General features: G+C 73.2%; 18 protein-coding genes and 2 pseudogenes. 12 read left to right on the top strand and 8 right to left on the bottom strand.

Going from position 1 to position 20095, the window contains the following annotated elements:
• Positions 1-105 precede the first annotated feature (105 nt).
• Positions 106-969, top strand: a complete 864-nt coding sequence (locus tag ACFYXM_RS27380) for a hypothetical protein (protein ID WP_389293227.1) — start codon at positions 106-108, stop codon at positions 967-969.
• A gap of 116 nt (positions 970-1085) precedes the next feature.
• On the opposite strand, the gene ACFYXM_RS27375 is transcribed toward ACFYXM_RS27380, so the two are convergent.
• Positions 1086-1385 (bottom strand): DUF1876 domain-containing protein, encoded by a 300-nt coding sequence (locus ACFYXM_RS27375; RefSeq protein WP_389293225.1) that lies wholly within the window; start codon positions 1383-1385, stop codon positions 1086-1088.
• Positions 1386-1511: 126 nt separating this feature from the next.
• On the opposite strand from ACFYXM_RS27375, the gene ACFYXM_RS27370 reads away from it, so the two are divergent.
• Both ACFYXM_RS27370 and ACFYXM_RS27365 read left to right on the top strand, forming a co-directional pair.
• Complete coding sequence (locus tag ACFYXM_RS27370) at positions 1512-1724, top strand: hypothetical protein (RefSeq protein ID WP_389293223.1); 213 nt, start codon at positions 1512-1514, stop codon at positions 1722-1724.
• A gap of 423 nt (positions 1725-2147) precedes the next feature.
• The gene (locus ACFYXM_RS27365; RefSeq protein WP_389293221.1) at positions 2148-3692 is read left to right on the top strand and encodes an exopolysaccharide biosynthesis polyprenyl glycosylphosphotransferase; all 1545 of its coding nucleotides are present in this window, start codon (positions 2148-2150) and stop codon (positions 3690-3692) included.
• Between the two features lie 21 nt (positions 3693-3713).
• Here the strand turns inward: ACFYXM_RS27365 and ACFYXM_RS27360 are convergent, their stop codons facing one another.
• A complete protein-coding gene (locus ACFYXM_RS27360) occupies positions 3714-4706 on the bottom strand; it encodes a GDP-L-fucose synthase family protein (RefSeq protein WP_389293219.1) in 993 nt (330 codons plus the stop codon).
• 148 nt (positions 4707-4854) lie between these two features.
• Here ACFYXM_RS27360 and gmd point away from each other — a divergent pair, with 148 nt between their 5' ends.
• The 4 genes from gmd to ACFYXM_RS27340 all read left to right on the top strand — a co-directional run bounded on the left by gmd (position 4855) and on the right by ACFYXM_RS27340 (position 9818).
• A complete protein-coding gene (gene gmd / locus ACFYXM_RS27355) occupies positions 4855-5868 on the top strand; it encodes a GDP-mannose 4,6-dehydratase (protein ID WP_389293217.1) in 1014 nt (337 codons plus the stop codon).
• A gap of 169 nt (positions 5869-6037) precedes the next feature.
• On the top strand, positions 6038-8299 hold the full coding sequence (locus ACFYXM_RS27350) for a LamG-like jellyroll fold domain-containing protein (RefSeq protein WP_389293215.1): 2262 nt from the start codon (positions 6038-6040) through the stop codon (positions 8297-8299).
• Positions 8299-8994 (top strand): hypothetical protein, encoded by a 696-nt coding sequence (locus ACFYXM_RS27345; RefSeq protein ID WP_389293213.1) that lies wholly within the window; start codon positions 8299-8301, stop codon positions 8992-8994. Before ACFYXM_RS27350 ends, ACFYXM_RS27345 begins: the two co-directional genes overlap by 1 nt.
• Complete coding sequence (locus ACFYXM_RS27340) at positions 8991-9818, top strand: glycosyltransferase family 2 protein (RefSeq protein ID WP_389293211.1); 828 nt, start codon at positions 8991-8993, stop codon at positions 9816-9818. Before ACFYXM_RS27345 ends, ACFYXM_RS27340 begins: the two co-directional genes overlap by 4 nt.
• Here the strand turns inward: ACFYXM_RS27340 and ACFYXM_RS27335 are convergent.
• A complete protein-coding gene (locus ACFYXM_RS27335; RefSeq protein WP_389293209.1) occupies positions 9790-10980 on the bottom strand; it encodes a glycosyltransferase in 1191 nt (396 codons plus the stop codon). The genes ACFYXM_RS27340 and ACFYXM_RS27335 overlap by 29 nt on opposite strands.
• Positions 10981-11084: 104 nt before the next feature.
• On the opposite strand from ACFYXM_RS27335, the gene ACFYXM_RS27330 reads away from it, so the two are divergent.
• Positions 11085-12584 carry a hypothetical protein gene (locus ACFYXM_RS27330; RefSeq protein ID WP_389293208.1) on the top strand — a complete coding sequence of 500 codons (1500 nt, stop codon included), beginning with the start codon at positions 11085-11087 and terminating at the stop codon, positions 12582-12584.
• Here ACFYXM_RS27330 and ACFYXM_RS27325 read toward each other — a convergent pair.
• From ACFYXM_RS27325 to ACFYXM_RS27315, 3 genes are read right to left on the bottom strand one after another with little or no spacing between them, the layout of a single operon-like run.
• A complete protein-coding gene (locus ACFYXM_RS27325) occupies positions 12544-13797 on the bottom strand; it encodes a hypothetical protein (protein WP_389293207.1) in 1254 nt (417 codons plus the stop codon). The genes ACFYXM_RS27330 and ACFYXM_RS27325 overlap by 41 nt on opposite strands.
• On the bottom strand, positions 13794-15485 hold the full coding sequence (locus ACFYXM_RS27320; protein ID WP_389293205.1) for a lipopolysaccharide biosynthesis protein: 1692 nt from the start codon (positions 15483-15485) through the stop codon (positions 13794-13796). Before ACFYXM_RS27320 ends, ACFYXM_RS27325 begins: the two co-directional genes overlap by 4 nt.
• On the bottom strand, positions 15482-16747 hold the full coding sequence (locus tag ACFYXM_RS27315) for a glycosyltransferase (RefSeq protein ID WP_389293204.1): 1266 nt from the start codon (positions 16745-16747) through the stop codon (positions 15482-15484). Before ACFYXM_RS27315 ends, ACFYXM_RS27320 begins: the two co-directional genes overlap by 4 nt.
• 205 nt (positions 16748-16952) lie before the next feature.
• Between ACFYXM_RS27315 and ACFYXM_RS27310 the strand changes: the two genes are divergently transcribed.
• A complete protein-coding gene (locus tag ACFYXM_RS27310; RefSeq protein WP_389293202.1) occupies positions 16953-17402 on the top strand; it encodes an adenylyltransferase/cytidyltransferase family protein in 450 nt (149 codons plus the stop codon).
• On the opposite strand, the gene ACFYXM_RS27305 is transcribed toward ACFYXM_RS27310, so the two are convergent.
• Together ACFYXM_RS27305 and ACFYXM_RS27300 are read right to left on the bottom strand one after the other, a co-directional pair.
• On the bottom strand, positions 17368-18105 hold the full coding sequence (locus ACFYXM_RS27305) for a CDP-alcohol phosphatidyltransferase family protein (RefSeq protein WP_389293200.1): 738 nt from the start codon (positions 18103-18105) through the stop codon (positions 17368-17370). The two genes, ACFYXM_RS27310 and ACFYXM_RS27305, sit on opposite strands and share 35 nt — an antisense overlap.
• Positions 18106-18316: 211 nt before the next feature.
• Positions 18317-19012: a ribonuclease H gene (locus ACFYXM_RS27300; protein ID WP_389293198.1), complete on the bottom strand. Its 696-nt coding sequence runs from the start codon at positions 19010-19012 to the stop codon at positions 18317-18319.
• Positions 19013-19170: 158 nt separating this feature from the next.
• Here ACFYXM_RS27300 and ACFYXM_RS27295 point away from each other — a divergent pair, with 158 nt between their 5' ends.
• The 3 genes and pseudogenes from ACFYXM_RS27295 to ACFYXM_RS27285 form a co-directional block, all read left to right on the top strand.
• Positions 19171-19362, top strand: coding sequence for a DUF6381 family protein (locus ACFYXM_RS27295; protein ID WP_389293196.1), 192 nt, complete (start codon positions 19171-19173; stop codon positions 19360-19362).
• A 125-nt stretch (positions 19363-19487) separates the two neighbouring features.
• Positions 19488-19770: pseudogene (locus ACFYXM_RS27290) on the top strand (gfo/Idh/MocA family oxidoreductase); the annotation flags it as partial.
• Positions 19756-20052: pseudogene (locus tag ACFYXM_RS27285) on the top strand (glycosyl hydrolase-related protein); the annotation flags it as partial. The pseudogenes ACFYXM_RS27290 and ACFYXM_RS27285, both read left to right, overlap by 15 nt.
• Positions 20053-20095: the final 43 nt, after the last annotated feature.

Genomic DNA, 20095 nt, shown 5'->3' with positions numbered 1-20095 from the left:
GGAGGCGACGCAGAGCGTCGGTGACCGACGACAACGCGGGAGGCGGAGTCGCAGGGCGTCGGGAGCCCGCTCCCTATTGCTCCCCAGGTCGTAAGGTTGGCGGCCATGGAATCGAGAGCGCGCACGCTGTGGCAACGCACCGAACCGCTGCACGCGGTGATCTACTTCGACGAGGAGTGCCGGGGCATCGGCAGGTCCGTCGGCCTCAAGGGCTTCTGGATGGGGTACTTCGCCACCCGTACGGCCCCGATGGGGCCGGTCCGCCCGGAGACCGCGACCTCGGTCCTGGCCGTCTTCGCCCCCGGCATGGTGGCGCGGGCACTGCCCGCCTCGTGGGAGATCGTCGGCCCCGGGGCGCTCGTCGACCTGCGCGCGCGGCTGGCGGCGCGTGCGCTGCGCGGGCTGGTGCCCGGCGTCGACGCCCTGGCCGGTCGGCTCGCCCCGTCGCTCATGGCGATGGTGGAGGCCGCCTCGGACCTCGCCCGCCCCCTGTTCGCCGCGAACCGCCCGCTGTGCGACCGCGCCGACCCGGTGGAACGGCTGTGGCAACTGACCACCGCGCTACGGGAGTTCCGGGGCGACGCGCACGCCGCCGCGCTGGCCGACCATGGTCTGGACGCCCCGGAGGCGCTCGTGCTCGCCGCCGCCACCGGCCGGGTCCCGCGCGAGGGCATCCAGCTCGACCGGGGATGGAGCGACCCGGAGTGGGCGGACGCCGAGGAGCGCCTGCGCTCGCGCGGCCTGATCGACGCGCACTCGGCCGTCACGGCGCGCGGCCGCGCCGAACGCGATCTGGTCGAGGACACCACCGACCGGCTGGCCGACCGGCTGCTGGGCCCACTGGCCGACAGCACGGCGGACGCGCTGCTGGCGGCGCTGGAGGCACCCGCCCGCCGGGTGGCGGACGCGCTGCTGCCGTTCCCGAACCCGATCGGTCTGCCCGCCTCCGACCAACACGCGTCCGGCTGAGCCCTGACGGGCGTTCGCCGACGGCGGTCCCACCGGGTGCCGGCGAACGGCGTCCCGGGCCCGATGCGCGGGGCCGGGCTTCCGGATGCGCACCGCCGCGCCCCGGAGGCCCGGACTCAGGCCGTGGTGTCGGACCAGGCGTAGGGGGGCGCCACGGGTCCGCTCGCGGGTCCCGCGCCGACCGATTCCAGTTCCTCGTCGGCCGCCTTCATGAGCTGGGCGGCGACATCCTTCATGGCGCGGCTCGCCGCGAGTTCGTCGCCGATGGCGGGGATGTCCACGTCCTGTGGATTGCAGCGGGCGACGCCGTGCCCGACGATTCTCTCCGAGCCGGTGTCCAGCACCGCCTCGGCCCTGGTCGTGCCGTCCTCCTCGGTCAGGCCGACGTGGACGTCCCATTCCAGCGTGCGGGTCATCGCGCACCTCCTGCCGCCCCTCTCCTCAGCATCCACCCGTCCGGGTCCGTCCGCGCGTTCCGGTCCGTCCCGGCGCATTGCGTCCCGTCCCGCGCATACGGGCGCGTCCTCGCCCCGCGCGTCCGGGTGTGTTCCGCCCGGGTCGCCGCCGACGCCGGTGAGCCGGCCGACACGGTCCTGCGCGCGGCGGAGCGGACGGGGCGCCGGGACGACGCGGCCGTCACCCCGCTCCGGCCTCCGACGGGCATCGCGCTGAGCGCCCTGATCCAGCTGGGACCGCGGGTCTGGCCCGGCATCGCGCTGGGTTCCCTCTGCGTCGTCGCCACGCTGGAGGACTAGCGCTCCTCGCCTGCGCCCTCGTGGGGGACGCCGGACCGGACCTCCCGCCCGGACGGCGCCGGACCTTTCCGGCCGGACCGTTTCTCACCGGGCCGCCCGGCCCCGTGAGCACCGGGAGATGGCCGCGGCCCGCCGGGGCGGTCTCCCGGGACGCGCCGGTTGATGGGACCATGCAACAGATCATGGACAGATCCGCACGCGAACGGACCCGATATCCCCACACACGAGCAGATGACCACAGAGTCAGAGATCCGGTACGGAACGGGACGAGTCCCGAGTCGGTGCGGATGTCTGAACTTCACCGGAACTCCAGCGAAATGGCATGTGTGTGGATATCGTGCACCGAGCGAGGGCGCATCCGTCAGTCCACAGGATCGGCGGATGCGCCCCGTTCATGACGATGCGACTGTGACTGGGGGGTTCATGGGGCATGTCGAGTTATCCGATTCGGACCGGTCGCAATCCGCGCGGGCGTGGGGGACGCCTCACCCACGGAATGCCGCGTCCCGGCCTCATGGCACGGAATTCGACGCCCCGCGGCAGGCGTCGGCCGTTCCTCGTGAGCGTCCTTCCCCGGCCGCGGCGAGGATGCGGCGGACCGGCCGCCACGCATCCGCTCTCATCGGGGCCGAGCTCCTCGGGCTTGGGGTCCCGGCGTGGTTGGTACTGCGTGCCGGCGGACAGCCGGGGGCCGTGGTGGCGGCAGGCGTGGCCGCGCTCGCGTGGGCCTGCGTGCGGGCCGCGCGCGGCCGGTACGCGGACGGCCGTTCCGGGGAGAGCTCTCCGCGCCCGCTGAGCACGGTCGGCGACTGGCTGCTTCTCGTCGGCGTGCTCGCCGTGCTGCAGACCGTGGCCGGCGACCCCGTCGATCCGGTGGGCGGCCTCGTGGCGCTGCTGCCCGGCCTGCCGGTGGGCGCGGCACTGCGGTGGCTGTCCCGCGCGGGGCAGCGTCGGCGGTCCGTGCGCAGAGTGCTCGTGGTCGGCGAGAACCCGGGGGTGGAGCGTGCGGTGCGGCTGCTCGGCTCCCGTTCCGGTCACCCCTACGCGGTCGTGGCCGCCGTACCGGTGGGGGCCGCGCCGCTGGAGTCCGCGGTCCGGGTGGCCGGGCGGCTCGCCCCGGAAGCCGCCGGGGACGACGCGTCGACGGTCCTGGGCGCGGCCTTCGCCCATGACGCGGACCTCGCCCTGGTCGCCCCCGGTCCGCACCTCTCCGAGGAGCGGCTGTGCCGCCTCTTCTGGGGACTGCACGACGGCGGGCTCCCGCTCTCCGTGCTGTCGGAGCTTTCGGGCATCGCGGCCGAACGGGTGCGGCCCGCCGCCGCGGCCGGGCTGACCCTGCTGCACATCGCCCCGCCGCTGCGCCGGGGCCCGCAGATGCTCCTGAAGACCGCCCTGGACCGTGCGGGCGCGGCGCTCGGGCTACTGCTCCTCGCGCCCGTGCTGCTCCTGATCGGAGCGGCGGTACGTCTGGGCTCGGACGGTCCGGCGTTCCACCGGCAGATCCGCCAGGGGCTCCACAACCGCCCGTTCACGATGTGGAAGTTCCGCACGATGGTGGTGGACGCCGAACGCCACAAGCGTCTGCTGACGGCGGCGAACGACAGCGACGGCCCGATGTTCAAGATGCGGCGGGACCCGCGGGTGACCGGAATCGGCCGTCTGCTGCGCCGCACGTCGCTCGACGAACTGCCGCAGCTGGTCAATGTGCTGCGGGGCGACATGTCGCTGGTGGGTCCGCGCCCCCCGCTGCCGGACGAGGTGTCCCGGTACGACGACCGCGAGCTGAGACGGCTCGCGGTCCGGCCGGGACTGACCGGGCTGTGGCAGGTCAGCGGGCGCTCGGACCTGTCCTGGCAGGAGACCGTCTCGCTGGACCTGTGGTACGTCGACAACTGGTCGCCGGCCACCGATCTGGGGCTCATGGCCCGTACGCTGCGCGCCGTCACCGACGGGCGCGGAGCCTACTGAGGGCGGGCGACGATGCGCGGATCACGGGGCCACCGGCGGCGCGGCCGACCGCTCCAGCCACCAGGCGTAGGTGCCGGCGATGCCGTCGCGCAGCGGAATCCGGGGAGTGAATCCCAGCGCGGCGAGCCGGGTGACGTCGAGCAGTTTGCGCGGGGTCCCGTCGGGCTTCGAGGTGTCCCATTCGACCGCGCCCCGGTATCCGGTCACCTCCTTGACGAGGGCGGCGAGTTCGCCGATGGAAAGGTCCTCGCCGCACCCGATGTTCACGGGCTCCTCGCCGTCGTAGCGTTCCAGCAGCAGAAGGCAGGCGGCGGCCAGGTCGTCGACGTGCAGGAACTCACGGCGGGGCCGGCCCGATCCCCAGAGCGTGACCGCGGGCACGCCGTCCCGTCGCGCCTCGTGGAACCGGCGGATCAGCGCGGGCAGGACGTGCGAGGTCTCCAGGTCGAAGTTGTCGCCGGGCCCGTAGAGGTTGGTGGGCATGGCGCTGATGTAGGAGGCGCCGTACTGCCTGCGGTAGGAACGGACCTGCACGACACCGGCGATCTTGGCCAGTGCGTACGCCTCGTTCGTCGGCTCCAACGGGCCGGTGAGCAGGGCGCTCTCGGGAATCGGCTGCGGCGCGAGCCGGGGGTAGATGCAGGACGAGCCGAGCAGGAGCAGCCGCTCGACCCCGGCGGCGTGCGCCCCGGAGACGACGCTCAGCTGGATGCGCAGGTTGTCCTCGAGGAACTGCACCGGGTAGGTGTCGTTGGCCATGATCCCCCCGACCCGGGCGGCGGCCAGTACCACGGCGTCGGGGCGCTCCTCGTGGAGGAACGCAGCGGTCCGTTCGGCGTCGCGCAGGTCGAGGAGGCCGCGGTCGCGGGTGATCACCTCGTGTCCGGCGGCGGTGAGGCGGCGCAGCACCGCCGAGCCGACCAGACCCCGGTGGCCCGCGACGAACACACGGGCGCCGGGGCGCAGCAGAGGGCGGACGGGTTCCTGGGAAGGGCCGGGTAAATCAGTCGTCATGTCTCGGATTGTGCCAGCGGCCACGGGACAGGGTGACGTCGTACGCCGATCTCCCGTCGCGGAACGCCGGCTCGGGACGGGCGGGATACGGGTCGGGAGGCATCGGTGAGGACCAACAGCCCATCGGGCGGAAGGCATTGGGGGATTCATGGCGAAGACCGCGCTCATCACGGGTGTGACGGGGCAGGACGGTTCCTATCTGTCCGAGTTACTGCTCGACAAGGGGTACACGGTCCATGGGCTGATACGCCGGTCGTCGAGCTTCAACACGGAGCGGATCGACCACATCTACCAGGGCCCGCAGGAGCCGGACCGGTCGTTCGTGCTGCACCACGCCGACCTGGCCGACGGGGTGGCGCTGGTGAACCTGCTGCGGGACATCCGCCCGGACGAGGTCTACAACCTGGGTGCGCAGTCGCACGTGCGGGTCTCGTTCGACGCCCCGCTGTACACGGGGGACATCACCGCTCTGGGCACCATGCGGCTGCTGGAGGCCGTGCGCGCCAGCGGAATCGATACCCGGATCTATCAGGCCTCGTCGTCCGAGATGTTCGGCGCCAACCCGCCGCCGCAGAACGAGCGGACGCCGTTCCATCCGCGCAGCCCGTACGGCGTGGCGAAGGTCTACTCGTACTGGGCGACCGTCAACTACCGTGAGGCGTATGGCATGTTCGCGGTCAACGGGATCCTCTTCAACCACGAGTCCCCACGCCGCGGCGAGACCTTCGTGACCCGGAAGATCACGCGAGCGGTGGCGCGGATCAAGGCGGGCCTGCAGACCCGACTGCATCTCGGCAATCTCGACGCGGTGCGCGACTGGGGCTACGCACCCGAGTACGTGGACGCGATGTGGCGGATGCTCCAGCGCGACACCCCGGACGACTACGTCGTGGCGACCGGGGAGGGCGTCAGCGTCCGGTTGTTCCTGGAGCACGCCTTCGCGCACGCGGGTCTGGACTGGCGCGAGCACGTCCGCCACGACGCCAAGTACGAGCGGCCGAGCGAGGTCGACGCGCTGATCGGTGACGCCGCGAAGGCCGAGGAGCTGCTGGGCTGGAAACCGGCCGTGCGGGCGCGGGAACTCGCCGCGATCATGGTCGACGCCGACATCCGCCTGCTCTCCGACCAGCTCGCCGGGACGACCGTGCGGGTGGACCGATGAGCCGCCCGGTCCCCTCCCCGCGCCCCGCCCCCAGCCCTCCGGCGGGAACCGGCACCACCCCCACCCACTCCCCCGCACCCGCGACGGGGCGGCCCGTCCCCGTCACGCCACCGGGCGGGACAGGAGCCGCGGCCCCCGGGCCGCGGACCGTTCTCACTCTCGGAGCTGAATGATGAACCCAACCACGGGGCGCGGACGCGCCGGACGCCGCCGCCGGGCGCGAGCCGCGGCCGGTGCGCTGTGCCTGCTCGCCGGGGCGCTGACCGCCACCGCGTCCGGGGCCTCCCCGGTCTCGGCCCTGACGCCACCGGTCGCCCTGACGGCGGACGATCTCACCACCTGGCAGACCAACGGCATCGTCTGGTCGATGGCGGCCTCGGACGCCGGTGTCGTCTACGCCGGTGGGACCTTCTCCAGTGTCCGGCCGCCGGGCGCGGCCGCGGGCACCTCCGAGCAACCTGCGCTGAACTTCGCCGCGTTCGACGCGGCGACCGGTGAACCGACCGGCTGCGCACTGTCGTTCACCCTCTCGTCGGGGACGGCGACCGTTCGGGCGCTCGCGCTCTCCCCGGATCAGAAGACCCTGTACGTCGGCGGGCAGTTCGGGGCGGTGAGCGGGGTCGGGGTGAGCAACATCGCGGCGATCGACACGGCGACGTGCACCCCGCGCCAGGACTTCAAGGTGTCCGTCACCGCGACGGTACGGGCCCTGGCCGTCACCTCGGACACGGTCTACCTGGGCGGCGACTTCAACAAGGTCGCGGGGCAGACCCGGAACAAGTTCGCCGCGGTCACCACGGGCGCCGTCCTCAAGCCGTGGAAGGCGGACGCGGACGACGTGGGACGGGCCGTGGAACTCACCCCCGACGGCAGACGCGTCCTGCTCGGCGGCAACTTCTTCAAGGTCAACGGCACCACCTCGCACGCCCTGGCGGTGGTGGACGCCACCACCGGGGCCGTCGTCAAGGGCTACCCGGCCGGGTTCATCCCCGACACCTCCACGGTGCAGGACATCACCACCGATGCGACGGGCTTCTACACCGCCAACGAGGGAACCGGCGGGGGTGTGTTCGACGGCCGGATCGCGCTGAACCTCGGCGACTTCGCCCAGCGCTGGCGGGACACCTGTCTGGGGGCGACACAGGCCGTGCTCGTCCACAAGGGAGTGCTGTACAGCGGGAGTCACGCCCACGACTGCGCCAGTATGGGCGGGTTCCCGGACCAGCCGCGCAGACATCTGCTGGCCCAGTCCGTGAACGACCCGAAGCTGCTGCCCTGGTTCCCGGACACCAATGACGGCATCGGGGAGCCGGTCGGGCCGCGGGTGATGGCGCAGACCGACAAGGACGGCCACCACTACCTGTGGGTGGGCGGCGAGTTCACCACCGTCAACGGGGTCCGCCAGCAGGGCCTGACCCGGTTCGCCGACGGCCCGGACACCGGGGCCCCGTGGGTGCCCAACGTCGGCCTGTCCACGGTCGCCCCGGGGAAGATCGAGATCAACTGGCAGACGAGCTTCGACGCCGACGACGGGGAGCTCACCTACCGGATCTACAAGGACGGCGCCGCCACCCCGGTGCACACCACGACGGGGTACTCGCTGTTCTGGGACCGTCCGCAACTGAGGTGGACCGACACGGACGTGGCCCCCGGCGAGACGCACTCGTACCGGATCAGCGCGAGCGACGGCACCAACACCAGTGCCAAGTCGCCGGCGGTTTCGGCGACCGTGACCGCCACCGCCCAGAAGTACCCCGCCAGGGTCCTGTCCGACGGCGCGTCGCTGTACTGGCGCTACGACGAGGGCACGTCCACCTTCGCCGCCGACACCGGCTCCGGGCGGAACAACGGCTTCCTGCGCAACTCCCCCGCCTATCGGCAGACGCCCGCCGCGGTCGCCGGACCCTCGACCGCGATCGGCTTCAACGGAACGAACCAGTACGCGTACAGCAACAAGCGCCACGCCCACCCGGCCAGGTTCTCGGTCGAGACCTGGATCAGGACGACGACCGCCAAGGGCGGGAGGATCATCGGCTTCGGCAACGTGACCATGCAGAACAGCACCCAGTTCGACAAGCACGTGTACATGCGCGACGACGGCCGCCTCGTCTTCGGCGTCTACAACGGCGGGACCAGGACCGTCACCACGCCCGCCGCGTACAACAACGGTGCCTGGCACCACGTCGTCGCCACCCAGGGGACCGGCGGCATGGCCCTGTACGTGGACGGCAAGCTCCGCGCCTCCAACACCTCCTACACCGTCAACCAGAACTACAGCGGCTACTGGCGCGTGGGCGGCGACAACCTGAACAACTGGCCGGGCAGACCGACGAGCAACTTCTTCGCCGGGCAGGTCGACGAGACCGCCGTCTACCCGACCGCGCTGAGCGCCTCGACGGTCGGTGCCCACTACGCGCTGAGGACGGGCTGATGGCGCATCCGTTCCGCACCGGCGCCGCAGCCGTCGTCCTGGCGGCGGCGCTGGCCGCCTGCGGCTCGTCCTCCTCCGGGCGGGAGACGGCGGGCGCCACCGCACCGCCGGTGTCACGGCCCCCCGTCACCGCCTCGTCGGCCGGACCCGCCGCCACCGCGGCCCCCGTTCCGCGGGCCACGCCGGACAAGGAGCAGCCGAAGCTGCCCGCCGCCGAACTCACCCCGGCCACCGGTTCGTTCACCGAGAAGGAGAAGGAGTACCTGACCGACCGGGTGCCCCGGGGCATGGACCCGGCAGCCGTGCTGCAGACCGGTCAGGAGACCTGCGACCGGCTGACGTTCCTCGTGAAGGCAGACCGGGACACCGCCGTCGGCGCCGTCGTGTCCGGCGAGGTCGCCGACGCCGAACCGGCCGTCGAGCACCTGTGCGTCCACCACCGCGATCTGCTGCGGGAGGCCGGCCGCGGATACGCGGACGGCACGTACGAGGGCCGGAAGGTCCGGCCGGGCCGCTACCGGGGCGTCTCCCCCACCGACTCCTGCACCTGGCAGATCACCGGCGACGACGGCACGGCCCTGGCATCGGGCTCCACCACCGCCGGGAAGCCGGCCCGGATCACCGTCCCGGAGGCGGCCCGTGCCTTCGTCTCCAACGGCTGCTACGCCTGGCTGCCCGAAGGAGGGGCCGGATGACGAAGCTGCCGATCGCCGTGGCGATCCCGACGAAGAACGAGGCGCTGAACATCGCCGAGGCCGTGCGGTCGGTCATCGACCACTTCGAGGCGGTCGTCGTCGTCGACTCGCACAGCACCGACGACACGGCGAGGATCGCCGCCGGGAGCGGCGCCGAGGTGATCACGTACACCTGGGACGGCGGCCATCCGCGCAAGAAGCAGTGGTGCCTGGACCACGTCCGCACGGACCTCGACTGGATCCTGCTGCTCGACGGCGACGAACGGATCAGCCCCGGCCTGCTGGCCGAACTGCGGCGGGAGTTCGCCGATCCGGGGGCGTCGAGACCGGCGGCGTACGACATCCCGCTCGGCTACTGGTTCTCCGGGAAGCGCCTGCGGCACGGCTACACCATCCGCAAACGCTCGCTGACCGACCGCACCCGCTGCCACTACCCGGAGGTCGGGGATCTCGACGCGCCGGGCATCGGCGAGGTGGAGGGCCACTACCAGCCGGTCGCCGAATGGGTCGGGGCGCTGCGCCATCCGATCGAGCACCAGGATCTCGACCCGGTCACCGCCTGGTTCGAGCGGCACAACCGCTACTCCGACTGGGAGGCGTGGCTGGAACACCACCCCGACGTCAAGGAGCAGGTGCGCAGGGTGAAGTCGCGCCAGGGTCAGCTGTTCCACAAGGCGCCGTTCAAGCCCCTGGTGTCGTTCGCGTACATGTACGTCTACCGGCGGGGATTCCTGGACGGGCGGGCGGGTTTCGACTTCGCGCTGGCGATGAGCTTCTACCGCTGGCAGATCGGCCTCAAGTCCCGTGAGCGAAAGGTGGTCTGACGCCGCGTGCCCTCCGGCGGACCACGTCCTCGTAGGTCCGCCGGAGGGTACGGGTCACCGCCTCGATGGTGAAGTGCTCCTCGACCAGTCGCCGGGCGGCCCGGCCGGCCCGTTCGCCGGTCCCGGGTTCGAGGAGTTCCAGGATCGCGCCGGCGACCTTCGACGCGTTCTCCGCGTCCTCGCCGACCCGGCTGTCGATCACCCGGCCGGCCCCGGCCCGCGCCACGTCGGGGCCGAGGCCGCAGGTGCGGGTGATGACGACGGGGGTACCCACCGACATCGCCTCCAGGACGGAGACGCCCAACGGCTCCTCGATCGACGGCAGTACGTAGACATCGGCCCGCCGGTCCGCCGCCAGGACCTCCTCGTGGTCGAGCGGTCCGACGTGGTCGAGGGAGCACGTCACTCCGAGTTCGCGGGCGAGTGCGAGGGTCTCGGGCAGGGCGCCGGTGTCGGGCCCGGCCAGCACGAACCGGGCGTCCGGATGGACGGCCAGGACCTCCGGCATGGCGGCGACGAAGTCCCGTGGCCGTTTGCGCTGCTGGATCCGCGCCAGGAACAGGACCGTCGGCGGGCTGCCCGGCTCGCGGGCGGGCTTGTGCTCCTGCGGCCGGACGCCGTTGACCAGCCGCACGGTCCGGGCGGGCGGCACGGGTGCGGCGACCGCGTTCACGTCGAGGCGTTCCGCCTCGGTGAGATGGAGCACCGCGTCCGCCCGGCGCAGCACCCTGCGCACCCCCAGCAGGTCGGTCAGCCGGGCGACCCGGTTCTCGGTCGGGTCGACCATGCCGTGCGTCTGGACGACCAGGGGGGTGCCGGAGGCGACGGCGAGCAGGGCGACGGGCAGGGTCACCAGATCACGCATCAGATGTACGTGGACGAGATCGGCGCCGCGCATCATGCGTCGGGCGGCGAGCAGCAGCGCACCGGAGGTGATCCCGCTGACCTCGTACCTCGGCAGCACGTGGCGGGCCCGGAAGAGGTGGACCGGCACGCCCTCGACCTCGCGCGGCAGCCGGCCCGTGAAGCCGTCGCCCAGGGCCATGACACGGGCGTCGTCTCCCCCGGCCCGCTGGGTCTTCGAGAGGTTGAGCGCCACCCTGGTCGGCCCGCCGAAGGCGTGGTCCGGGGTGTGCAGTGTGACGACGTGCAGGATCCTCACCAGGGCCCCCAAGACCTCGGACGACCCGTCACAGGGTAGTCGCCAGGACTGCCCAAGTGGGTTGATTCGTTAGAGTGTTCACAGGTCGGTGGAACGGGGAGCCCATGACGTCGGTGCGCGGGACGGCGCCGTCCGCACCCGTGCCGGGGAGCGGTCCCCGGGACCGGCCTCGGACGAGTCCCATGTCGTGGGCAATGCTGTCGCGCGCCCTGGCCGTCCCGCTCATCCTCGCCCTGGTGTGCTTCCTGCCGGCGGTGATCGCCGCGCAGCCGGGCAGCGGTGTCCGGGACACCGCGTACTGGTTGCAGCTCGTGCTGACGTGTTATGCGGGCACCCGGCTCGCCACCATGATCCTGTCCACCCGGCGGCGGCTGCTGCAGGGCGTGTTCTGGATGTTCGTGTACATCGCGATGGGGGTGGCGCCGTTCGCGCAGGCGGTCATCGGGCAGACCCCCACACCGCTGGTCGGCCCGCGCTCCGATCTGGTGACGGCCGTCGCCCTGGTCCTGGTCGGCTGTGCCGCGTTCGACCTCGGGGCGCTGCTGGCGTCCCGGCGCCAGTTGCGCGAGCGGGCCCCGGGCCGCCCCAGGGGCCCGTCCTCCGCGCACCGGGCGCGGCTCGGGCTGCTGGTGCTGCTGGCCTTCGCGGCGAGCGGATACTACGTCGTGAAGCTGGGCGGGCCCGCGATCTTCTTCACCAGCCGGCAGGAGATCAGCGCGTCGGTCGCGGTCAGCGGCGTCGCTTCCGAGGGATCCAACGTGGGTTCGGCGTTCCTCAAGGGCTTCGGCACGGTGCCCGCGCTGCTCGCACTGCTCCTGTACACCCGTCGGCTGGTGACCGAGCGCCGGGCCCGGCGCTCCCCGTCGACGGTGCTGGTGTGGGCGGCGCTGGCGGTTCTCAACGTGGTCGTCAACAACCCTGTTTCCAATGCCCGTTACTGGTTCCTGACCGTGCTGGTCTCGTTGGTGTTCACCGCGTTCCCGAGGAGCGCGGCGATCTACCGGACGGTGCTGGCGCTGGGGGTGGTGGGGGCGCTGGTGCTGTTCCCGTACGCGGACCGGTTCCGCTACGAGGGCGCGGGCTACCGGCCGGTCGAGTCGTCGTCGGTGTTCGAGCCGCTGGCGACGAAGGACTACGACCAGACGGTGATGGTCGCCAACACCGTCACCTGGGTCGGCACCCGCGGCCACAGCTACGGGCGGCAACTGGCGGGCTCCGCACTGTTCTTCGTGCCCCGCTCGGTGTGGCGCGGCAAGCCCGAGGACACCGGGGTGCGGGTCGGTCAGTGGATGGGGATGAACATGACCAACCTGTCGGCGCCGCTCTGGGCCGAGCTCTGGGTCGATTTCGGCGCCCCGGGCATGGCCGGGGCGTTCGCGCTGATCGGGTACGCCGCGGCACGCACCGACCGGCGTTACGCACGCACGGTCTCCCGGGCCGGACCCGGCAGTGCGACGGCCGTCGTCGTGCCGCTGGTCGCCGGGTACACGTTCATCCTGTTGCGCGGCCCGCTGCTGCAGGCCATGGGCAAACCGGCGATCGCGGTGCTCTGCCTACTGCTGGTCACCGCCCTCGGCGGCCGGGCCGGGCGGCGTCCGCACTGAGGGGCGCCGAGGGCGCGGCGGTGCGGCGCCGCAGGCGCGCCACCCGGGTCCAGGTGGCCGTCGCCTTGCAGAGGGATCCCAGGCACAGGCCCCAGGCCGCGCCCGGTATCCCGCCGAGCGCGTGGCCGGCGGCGAGGAGCGCGACGGAGACGAGCGAGAACACCACCTGGACGGGGAGGGTGGTGCGGGGGTCGAGCGTCCGCAGGGCCAGCAGCCCGCAGGTGCCGACGGCCATCGCCGCGTACTGGCTGCCGGTCGCCGGGAGCAGCGCGGCCGCCGTGGGCCAGGTGTCGCCGAGCAGCGAGCGGCCGGTGCCTTCGGGCAGCAGGGCGAGCCCGGTGGCCCAGATCCCGGCCGTCGCGGCGAGCACGGCGGCGAGCGTCGCCGTGGCGCGGACCCGGTGGCGCGCGGAGGGGAGCCGCCCGAGCAGGGGCGGGCCGAAACCGGTGGCGGAGGTGAACAGCACGTTCAACGGCCCGAAGAGGGTGGTGGCGCCGCGCAGGGCGCCGACGACCAGCGGGTCGCCGACCGCGCCGAGCCCGAGCACGGACAGCTGGCTCGTGGCGTTGCCCACCCCGAACTCCACCACGAAGCGCCGCCCGAGGTGGCCGCGCCGCAGCAGGTCGCCCGGGTGCAGTGGCGTTCCGGCCGTCGCGCGGTGCAGCAGCGCGGCCGAGAGCAGCAGGGCGGGCAGTGCGGACAGGCCCCAGACCAGGACGAGCCGACCGGCCGGGGTGCCGGGCTGCTGTACGGCCAGCGCGCCGAGCACCCCGGCCAGTCGCAGGGTGTCGCCGGCGAGCGCGAGATGCGGCAGGTGCAGGGTGGAGAAGGCGTAGCGCGTGGCGTCCTGCCCGAGCACCACCGGCAGGACCAGCCCCAGCGCCGCCAGGGCCCGGGGGGTGGCGCCCGGCAGCGCCAGGCAGACGGCGGCGAGCGGGAGGCCGAGCGCGGCGGCGGCGAGCAGGGTGAAGGCGACGGCCGACCGGCACGCGCCGCGCACCTCGTCGCCCTCGCCGCGCCGCAGCACCAGCGGCTGTCCGGTGTGGGCGCCGGACACGCCGAGCAGCACCGTGAAGACCAGGTAGACCGCCGAGAAGCGGGCGAACTCGGCGGCGGTGGAGAGCCGGGCGGCCGCGATCAGTACCAGGATGTTGGTGAGTGCCGCCACGCCCTGGTCCGCGACCGAGCAGACGATCGCGGTGCGTGCCCTCATCCCCGTCCCGCGGTGGGGTCGACGGCGCGCAGTCCGAGTGTCTCGGCCGGGTCTCCGGTGTGCTCGGGGCCGCTGCGGCCATGGCGTTCGCCCCGGCCCGGTGAGGTGCCGTACCGTTCGCCCGTCGTGCGGCGCCGGGCGGCCTTCTCGCGGGTCCGGCGTTCGCGGCGCCCCCGGGCGGGGTGCAGCAGGGCACCGAGGACGGTGCCGCCGGCCGCTTCGACGATCTCACGGATCCGTTCCAGGTCGCTGCGGTGGACCTCCCGCGCGTCGCAGACCGCCAGGACGCCCGGCACCCGGTCGATCAGGGCGACGGCGTCGGCGTACGACAGCACGGGCGGGGCCGACACGATGACGACGGCGCCCGGCCGGTCCGCCTCGTCGGCGATCCGGCCCACCGGCACGGAGGTCAGGGCGCGCGCCACATTGTCCGTGCGTCGGCCCGCCACCAGGGTGAAGGCGCCCGACCCCGGCACGTCCACGTTCATCCGGCTGTCCGACGGCCAGGGCAGCGGGCCCCTCGTCATCCTGCCGCCGCCCGGGTCCCGCACGGCCGGGCCCAGGGCCGCGGCCAGGGAGGGGGTGCGCAGATCGGCTTCGAGCAGGATGACGTCCCGGCCCATCTCGGCGAAGGCGGCCGCCAGGTTGGCCGCGGCGGCCGCCGCCGCTCCGCCGTCCCCGCGCGGTGCCGTGACCAGGAGCCTGCGGCGCTGGGCGAACGAGGGGTCGTAGGCGAGCCGGAAGGCGACCGCCCGGTACTCCTCGGCGAGCCGGCTCCCGCCGCTGCCGATGGCGAGCAGGGAGCCCGGCGAGGTCCGTTCCCGGGGCAGGGTGCCGAGCAGGGGGGCGCCGAGGGAGCGGACGAGTTCCCGGGTGGAGCGCACGGCCGGGTCGAAGACCAGGCGCACCCAGGACAGCAGCAGTCCGAGAGCGAGCCCGACGACACCGCCGAGTCCCAGCAGCAGGGGCAGCCCGGCACCGCTGGGCCCGGTGGGTTCGGCGGGCTTCTTCGTCAGATAGCCGGGGGTGGTGTCCAGGGCGCGCAACTCGGAGATCTTCCGGTTGAGTTCGGAGATCGTCACCAGGAGACCGGCCCGCGCGTTGGCCGCCTCGCCGCTGCCGCCGGCCTGCCCGGCGAGCTGGTCGCGCTGTTCGGTGAGCGGTTCGAGCTGGGCGCGGTAGCCGTCGACCATGTTGGCGATGCTGTTCTCGGTGCGCTGCCGGCGGATCTCCAGATAGGCGTCGGCGAGCGCCTGGGCCCGCGCCCGGGCCAGGGCCGGGGTGCGGCCGGTGTAGGCGAAGCGGAGCACGAGGGTGTTCGGCGGGTTGGTGACCTGGAGGCCCTTCAGCAGCGGCCCGACCTCGACCGGGTCGCCGCTCCGGGCGAGGGTCTTGGCGGCCAGGGTGCCCACGGTGTCGCTGACCGCGGTCTGCCGTTCGGAGCCGATGTTGATCCCCTTGTCGGCGGAGGCTCCCGCCGCGAAGGGGTCCGAGGTGGCGGAGCGCACGACCACCTCGCCGGTCGAGGTGTAGCTCTTCTCGCCGCTCAGGGCGAGCCATCCGCCGCCGAGCAGTCCGGCGGCCACCCCGGTGGCCAGCAGTGCCCGGTAGCGCAAAAGCTGGCGGAACTGGTCCCGCAGCAGCGCGGGTTCGTCCTGGTCCTCCAGGGCGCGGATCGGATGGGTCATCGGTGCTCTCTCCCTTGTGCGTCCGCGAGGGCCTCGGTGAGCAGGGCGTCGAAGCGGGCCAGGGCGGCCTCCCGGCCCAGGTGCCGGGCGACGTACCGCGGCCCGTTGGCACCGACGGCGGCGGCCTCGGCGGGCGCCTCGACGAGTTTGCGTACGGCCGAGAGCAGCGCGCCGGGGTCCTCGGGGGCGACGAGGACTCCCGCCCCCGACCGCTGGATCTCCTGCGCGGTGCCTCCCCCGTCGGCGACCGAGGCGACGACCGGACGGCCGGAGACGAAGTAGGAGGTGAGCTTCGACGGGACGCTCATGTCGAGCACGGACGCCCGCTGGGTCACGGCGAGGACGTCGGCGGCGGCGAGGACGTCGGTGAACTCGCGGGCGTCGGCGGGCGGCAGGAAGTCGATGTTGCGCAGGCCCGCCGCGCGGCGTCGCAGTGCCTCGCGCCTGCTCCCGTCGCCCATGAGGACGACGCGGACGTCCGGGGCGATGCGCGCCGCGTCGACGAGGACCTCCAGGCCCTGTTTGAGCCCCATGTTGCCGGAGTGCAGGACGACGGGGGTGCCCTCGTCCCAGCCGAGCCGCGCCCGGGTGGCCCGGCGCTCGGCCGTGGGCGCCGGTACGTGCGACCAGTTGGGGACGACGCGGATGCGTCCGGTGTCGACGCCGTACCCGGCGACGCGCGGGACGAAGCTCTCGTGGATGACCCCGACGAGGGCGGCGCGGCGCAGCGCGTGGCGTTCGGCCGCCGAGGCGACGGCCGCGGCCCGGCCCCCGCCCCTGATCCCGCTCTGTTCGGCCGCGGCCCCCATCAGGTCCTGCACGACCGGCAGGTACGGGACGCGGTGACGGCGGGCCAGCCGGGCCCCGAGGACGCCGCCCGCGAGGCTGGGCATCTGGGAGACCACCGCGTCCGGCGGGCGCGGGACGGCCGGCGGCAGCAGGCCGTGGGCCAGCACCGACGCCTCGAACGCTCCTCTGCGCAGGGCAGTCTGACGGGGCGGCACATAGTGTCTGCGCCGGTGGACGGTGACCCCGGCCCGTCGCTCGGTGATCCGCCACACGCCGCGGTAGTCCTCCTCGGTCCGCCACGACGGGTAGTGCGGCATCCCCGTCAGCACATGGGTCTCGGCGCCGGACGCGGCCCAGTGCTCGGCGAGCTGCGCGGCGTAGGGGCCGATGCCCGTCGCCTCCGGCGCGTAGTTCGTCGAGACGATCAGCAGGGTGCGGCCCCTGAGCGGATGGTGACGGCCGGTTTCGGACATGGTTGTTCGCCTCCCCCTGGGGAAAAGTCCCCTGCGGAACAGCCCCAAAAGCGAGCTTATCCGTTCACGAGATGAGCAACTGGTCCTCGCAGTAAGGTCGTTGCACCATTAGCACCGATCGCCGGAGTCCCGCGGCACCGGACGCCTCGTCCGGACGACCACCGCGGGAACGCGGGATCACGTTCACCGTGGGGGGAGAGAACGGATGGTGTACAGGGTCGGCTACGCGCCGGGGGTCTACGACCTCTTCCACATAGGACACCTCAACATCCTGCGGCACGCCCGCGACCGCTGCGACTACCTCGTCGCGGGCGTCGTCTCGGACGAGATGGCCGCGCTGGCCAAGGGCCACGCGCCGGTGATCCCGCTGCCGGAGCGGCTGGAGATCGTGCGCAGTGTCCGCTACGTGGACGCCGCGTTCGTCGAGACCGTGCCCGACAAGGTCGAGACCTGGCAGCAGGTCAGGTTCGACGTCATCTTCAAGGGGGACGACTGGCAGGACACGGAGCGGGGCAGACGGCTGGAGCGGGACTTCGCCGAGGTCGGCGTCGACGTCGTCTACTTCCCGTACACCGTGCACACGTCCAGCACCCAGCTGCGCCGGGTGCTGGACACGCTGGTCAGTCCGGAGTCCGGAACGCTCTCAGCTCCCTGAACCACTTGACGAGGAACAGCACCAGGAACAGCGCGTGCACGGCGGCGAGCGCGGCGTAGCCGAGACGGAACGCGGTCGGGTCGCCCAGCAGCAGGAACACCAGGCAGAACACTCCGTAGTCGGCGGGCAGGAGCGCGACGGCCCGAGCCCGGGAGGCCCGGGCCGGGGCGCCGCCGCCCGCCGCGGTCCGGCCGGACGCCGCCGCCCTGCCCAGTTGTTCGCGCAGCAGCCCGGCGCAGAAGGTCAGCACGGCGGCGAACAGGAAGCCCAGCGGCAGGAGCAGCCACCCCTCGGACGGCAGCTCGAAGAACCGCCGGAAGGAGATCAGCACCGCGGTGTGCGCCAGGATCATCTTGGCGCAGTCCACGACATGGTCCAGCCACTCGCCGTCCGGGCCGCCCCGCCCGGTCAGCCTGGCCAGCTGGCCGTCGGCCGAGTCCAGCGCGAAGCCGGTCACGAGACCCGCGTACACCGCAACCGCCAGCCCCCACGAGGGCCGTACGAGCGCCACCGAGGCGAGTGAGGAGAAGGTGAACAGGGCGCTGATGAAGGTGACTTGATTGGGTGTCAGTCCGATGTGGTACGCGCCTGCCGCGAACAGCCGGCCCAGCGGCCGGTTCACGTGACGCGAGTACAGCGACACCCCCTTGGCCGTCTTCTGTGCGCCGCGCAGCTCGCGCAGGACCGTACCCATGCCTCCCATACGCCCCCCAGCGTGTCCGTGCCGGCACCGGCGGGGCACCGCCGGCACCGCCGCACCGCCGCATCATGGCACGCGGGGCGCCGCTCGCGCGGGGTGTTCGACGACGCCGCCCGACGGGACCGTCCGGCGCCGCCCGCGCCGGGCCCGGGCGCCGGACGGACGCCGCGCCCGGATGCCCGGCCGGGGGCGCCCGGTCCGTCGCGAACGACGCTCAGGCGGACGCGGTGCGGCACTCCGGGTGGCCCCAGCCGTTCGGGGACTTCGCGATCATCTCCTGTGCGGCGTACGGCTTTCCGCAGTGGCACCGGCCGGCATATCTGGCCCGGATGGTGCCGCCGGAACGCCCGGAGCGGGACGGGCCGGACGTCTTCCTCGCCGGGGCGCTTCCGCTCCGCCCCTCGGTCGCGCGCGAGGCGGCGGGGGTCGGGAACCCGGTTGCGCCGTGCGCCGTGCCGTCCGGCCGCTGGGCCGCCGCGGCCTCGCTCGCCGCCTGGTCTGCGAGGGCGTTCAGCGGGTCGCCGCCCACCCGGTGCGCGGCGACGTGGACGAACCTCACGGACCGGTCCTGGAGCAGTGCGTCGATGCGGACCACCAGCTCACGGTTGGCCACCGGCTTGCCCGCCGATGTCTTCCAGCCGTTGCGTTTCCATCCGGGAAGCCATTTGGTCACCGCGTTCATCGCGTACTGCGAATCCATCCGCACCTCGATCGCCGCGGACGGGTCCGTGGAATCCAACAGCTCCCGCAGCGCGGTGAGTTCGGCGACGTTGTTGGTGGCGGTCCCCAGCGGGCCCGCCTCCCAGCGCTGCGGCCGCCCCTGCGCATCGGCCACGACCCACGCCCAGGCCGCGGGTCCGGGATTGCCCTTCGATGCGCCGTCACACGCGGCGATGATGCTCTCGTTCATCCCTCGATCATGCCAGCGCCACACCGCCCCTCCCGCGCACACCCCAGCGCCACCTCCCCCATGGGCCGTCACGCCGAGTGACCGTTCGAGGTGCGGTGACCCGGCCGCACTGGTTCTCTGATGGAGCCCGCTCTTCCCCGACCGCACAAGGAGCGAAGATGAGCGCTGCACGTGAATCCGGCGACCGTGCGCAGCAGCTGCGCGAGAAGGCCCGGCACATGGCCGAGGCCGCCGAACGCACCTCCGACCCCGAGCAGCGTCAGCGGCTCCAGGAGAAGGCCCGGAAGCTTCAGGAACAGTGCGAACAGCAGAGTGACACGAGCGCCGGCAACCGCCCGCCCCAGCGGTAGCACCGCCCGCGCGAACGGCCGGCGCACGCCGCTCCTCCCCGAGCGAGCGGCGGCGTCGGCCGCCCTCCCGCGTCCGCCCTCGCCCCGCACACGCCTCCCTCGCCATCTCCCCGGCGCCTCTCGCGCCGAACGCCCGCCGGGAACAGGTCGTCGCCGCGCTGCGGGCCGGGGCGTGGGTCTGGTGCGAGAAGCCGCCCGCACTCGGTCTCGCCGAGTGCGGCGCCATGACCGCGGCGGAGGGCGAACAGGGCCCGTACGCGCCGGTCGTCTTCCAGCACCGGTTCGGATCGGACACCGAACACGCCAGGGCCCCCCATCGCCTCCGGAGAACTCGGGCCGCCGCTGGTCGCCCACTGCCGGACGACCTGGTACCGCGACGACGCGTACTACGCGGTGCCCGGCGCGTGGGTGCCGGGGAGCGCCGCGGTGGTGCCGCTGGTCTCCGTCGACGACGCGGTGGTCGTCACGGCAGTGAAGCTCGCGGACGACGGGAGCGGGGACATGGCGGTCCGGTTGCACGAGGCCCACGGCGGGCGTGCCTCGGCGTGTCTGACGACGGGCTTCGCCCTGGCCGGCGTGGCCGTCACGGACCTGCTGGAGCGTCCGCTCGCCGACCCGTCCGACGGGTCAGGGGCGGCCGGGGCAAAGGGCGACGGAGTGCGGCTGGGACTGCGGCCGTTCCAGATCCTGAACGCTGCGGCTGACGCCGGTCGACGGGGCGTGAGGCCGCGGG

The organism is Streptomyces sp. NPDC002476, assembly GCF_042889785.1.
In the GTDB taxonomy this organism is placed as follows: domain Bacteria; phylum Actinomycetota; class Actinomycetes; order Streptomycetales; family Streptomycetaceae; genus Streptomyces.
This window is presented reverse-complemented; position numbering and strand designations above follow the sequence as displayed.

Bases quoted from the DNA above. Each gene is read 5' to 3' on its own strand.
- ACFYXM_RS27380 (WP_389293227.1), top strand. From the start codon at position 106: ATGGAATCGAGAGCGCGCACGCTGTGGCAACGCACCGAACCGCTGCAC.
- ACFYXM_RS27375 (WP_389293225.1), bottom strand. From the start codon at position 1,385: ATGACCCGCACGCTGGAATGGGACGTCCACGTCGGCCTGACCGAGGAG.
- ACFYXM_RS27365 (WP_389293221.1), top strand. From the start codon at position 2,148: ATGGGGCATGTCGAGTTATCCGATTCGGACCGGTCGCAATCCGCGCGG.
- ACFYXM_RS27360 (WP_389293219.1), bottom strand. From the start codon at position 4,706: ATGACGACTGATTTACCCGGCCCTTCCCAGGAACCCGTCCGCCCTCTG.
- gmd (WP_389293217.1), top strand. From the start codon at position 4,855: ATGGCGAAGACCGCGCTCATCACGGGTGTGACGGGGCAGGACGGTTCC.
- ACFYXM_RS27350 (WP_389293215.1), top strand. From the start codon at position 6,038: ATGATGAACCCAACCACGGGGCGCGGACGCGCCGGACGCCGCCGCCGG.
- ACFYXM_RS27345 (WP_389293213.1), top strand. From the start codon at position 8,299: ATGGCGCATCCGTTCCGCACCGGCGCCGCAGCCGTCGTCCTGGCGGCG.
- ACFYXM_RS27340 (WP_389293211.1), top strand. From the start codon at position 8,991: ATGACGAAGCTGCCGATCGCCGTGGCGATCCCGACGAAGAACGAGGCG.
- ACFYXM_RS27330 (WP_389293208.1), top strand. From the start codon at position 11,085: ATGACGTCGGTGCGCGGGACGGCGCCGTCCGCACCCGTGCCGGGGAGC.
- ACFYXM_RS27325 (WP_389293207.1), bottom strand. From the start codon at position 13,797: ATGAGGGCACGCACCGCGATCGTCTGCTCGGTCGCGGACCAGGGCGTG.
- ACFYXM_RS27320 (WP_389293205.1), bottom strand. From the start codon at position 15,485: ATGACCCATCCGATCCGCGCCCTGGAGGACCAGGACGAACCCGCGCTG.
- ACFYXM_RS27315 (WP_389293204.1), bottom strand. From the start codon at position 16,747: ATGTCCGAAACCGGCCGTCACCATCCGCTCAGGGGCCGCACCCTGCTG.
- ACFYXM_RS27310 (WP_389293202.1), top strand. From the start codon at position 16,953: ATGGTGTACAGGGTCGGCTACGCGCCGGGGGTCTACGACCTCTTCCAC.
- ACFYXM_RS27305 (WP_389293200.1), bottom strand. From the start codon at position 18,105: ATGGGAGGCATGGGTACGGTCCTGCGCGAGCTGCGCGGCGCACAGAAG.
- ACFYXM_RS27300 (WP_389293198.1), bottom strand. From the start codon at position 19,012: ATGAACGAGAGCATCATCGCCGCGTGTGACGGCGCATCGAAGGGCAAT.
- ACFYXM_RS27295 (WP_389293196.1), top strand. From the start codon at position 19,171: ATGAGCGCTGCACGTGAATCCGGCGACCGTGCGCAGCAGCTGCGCGAG.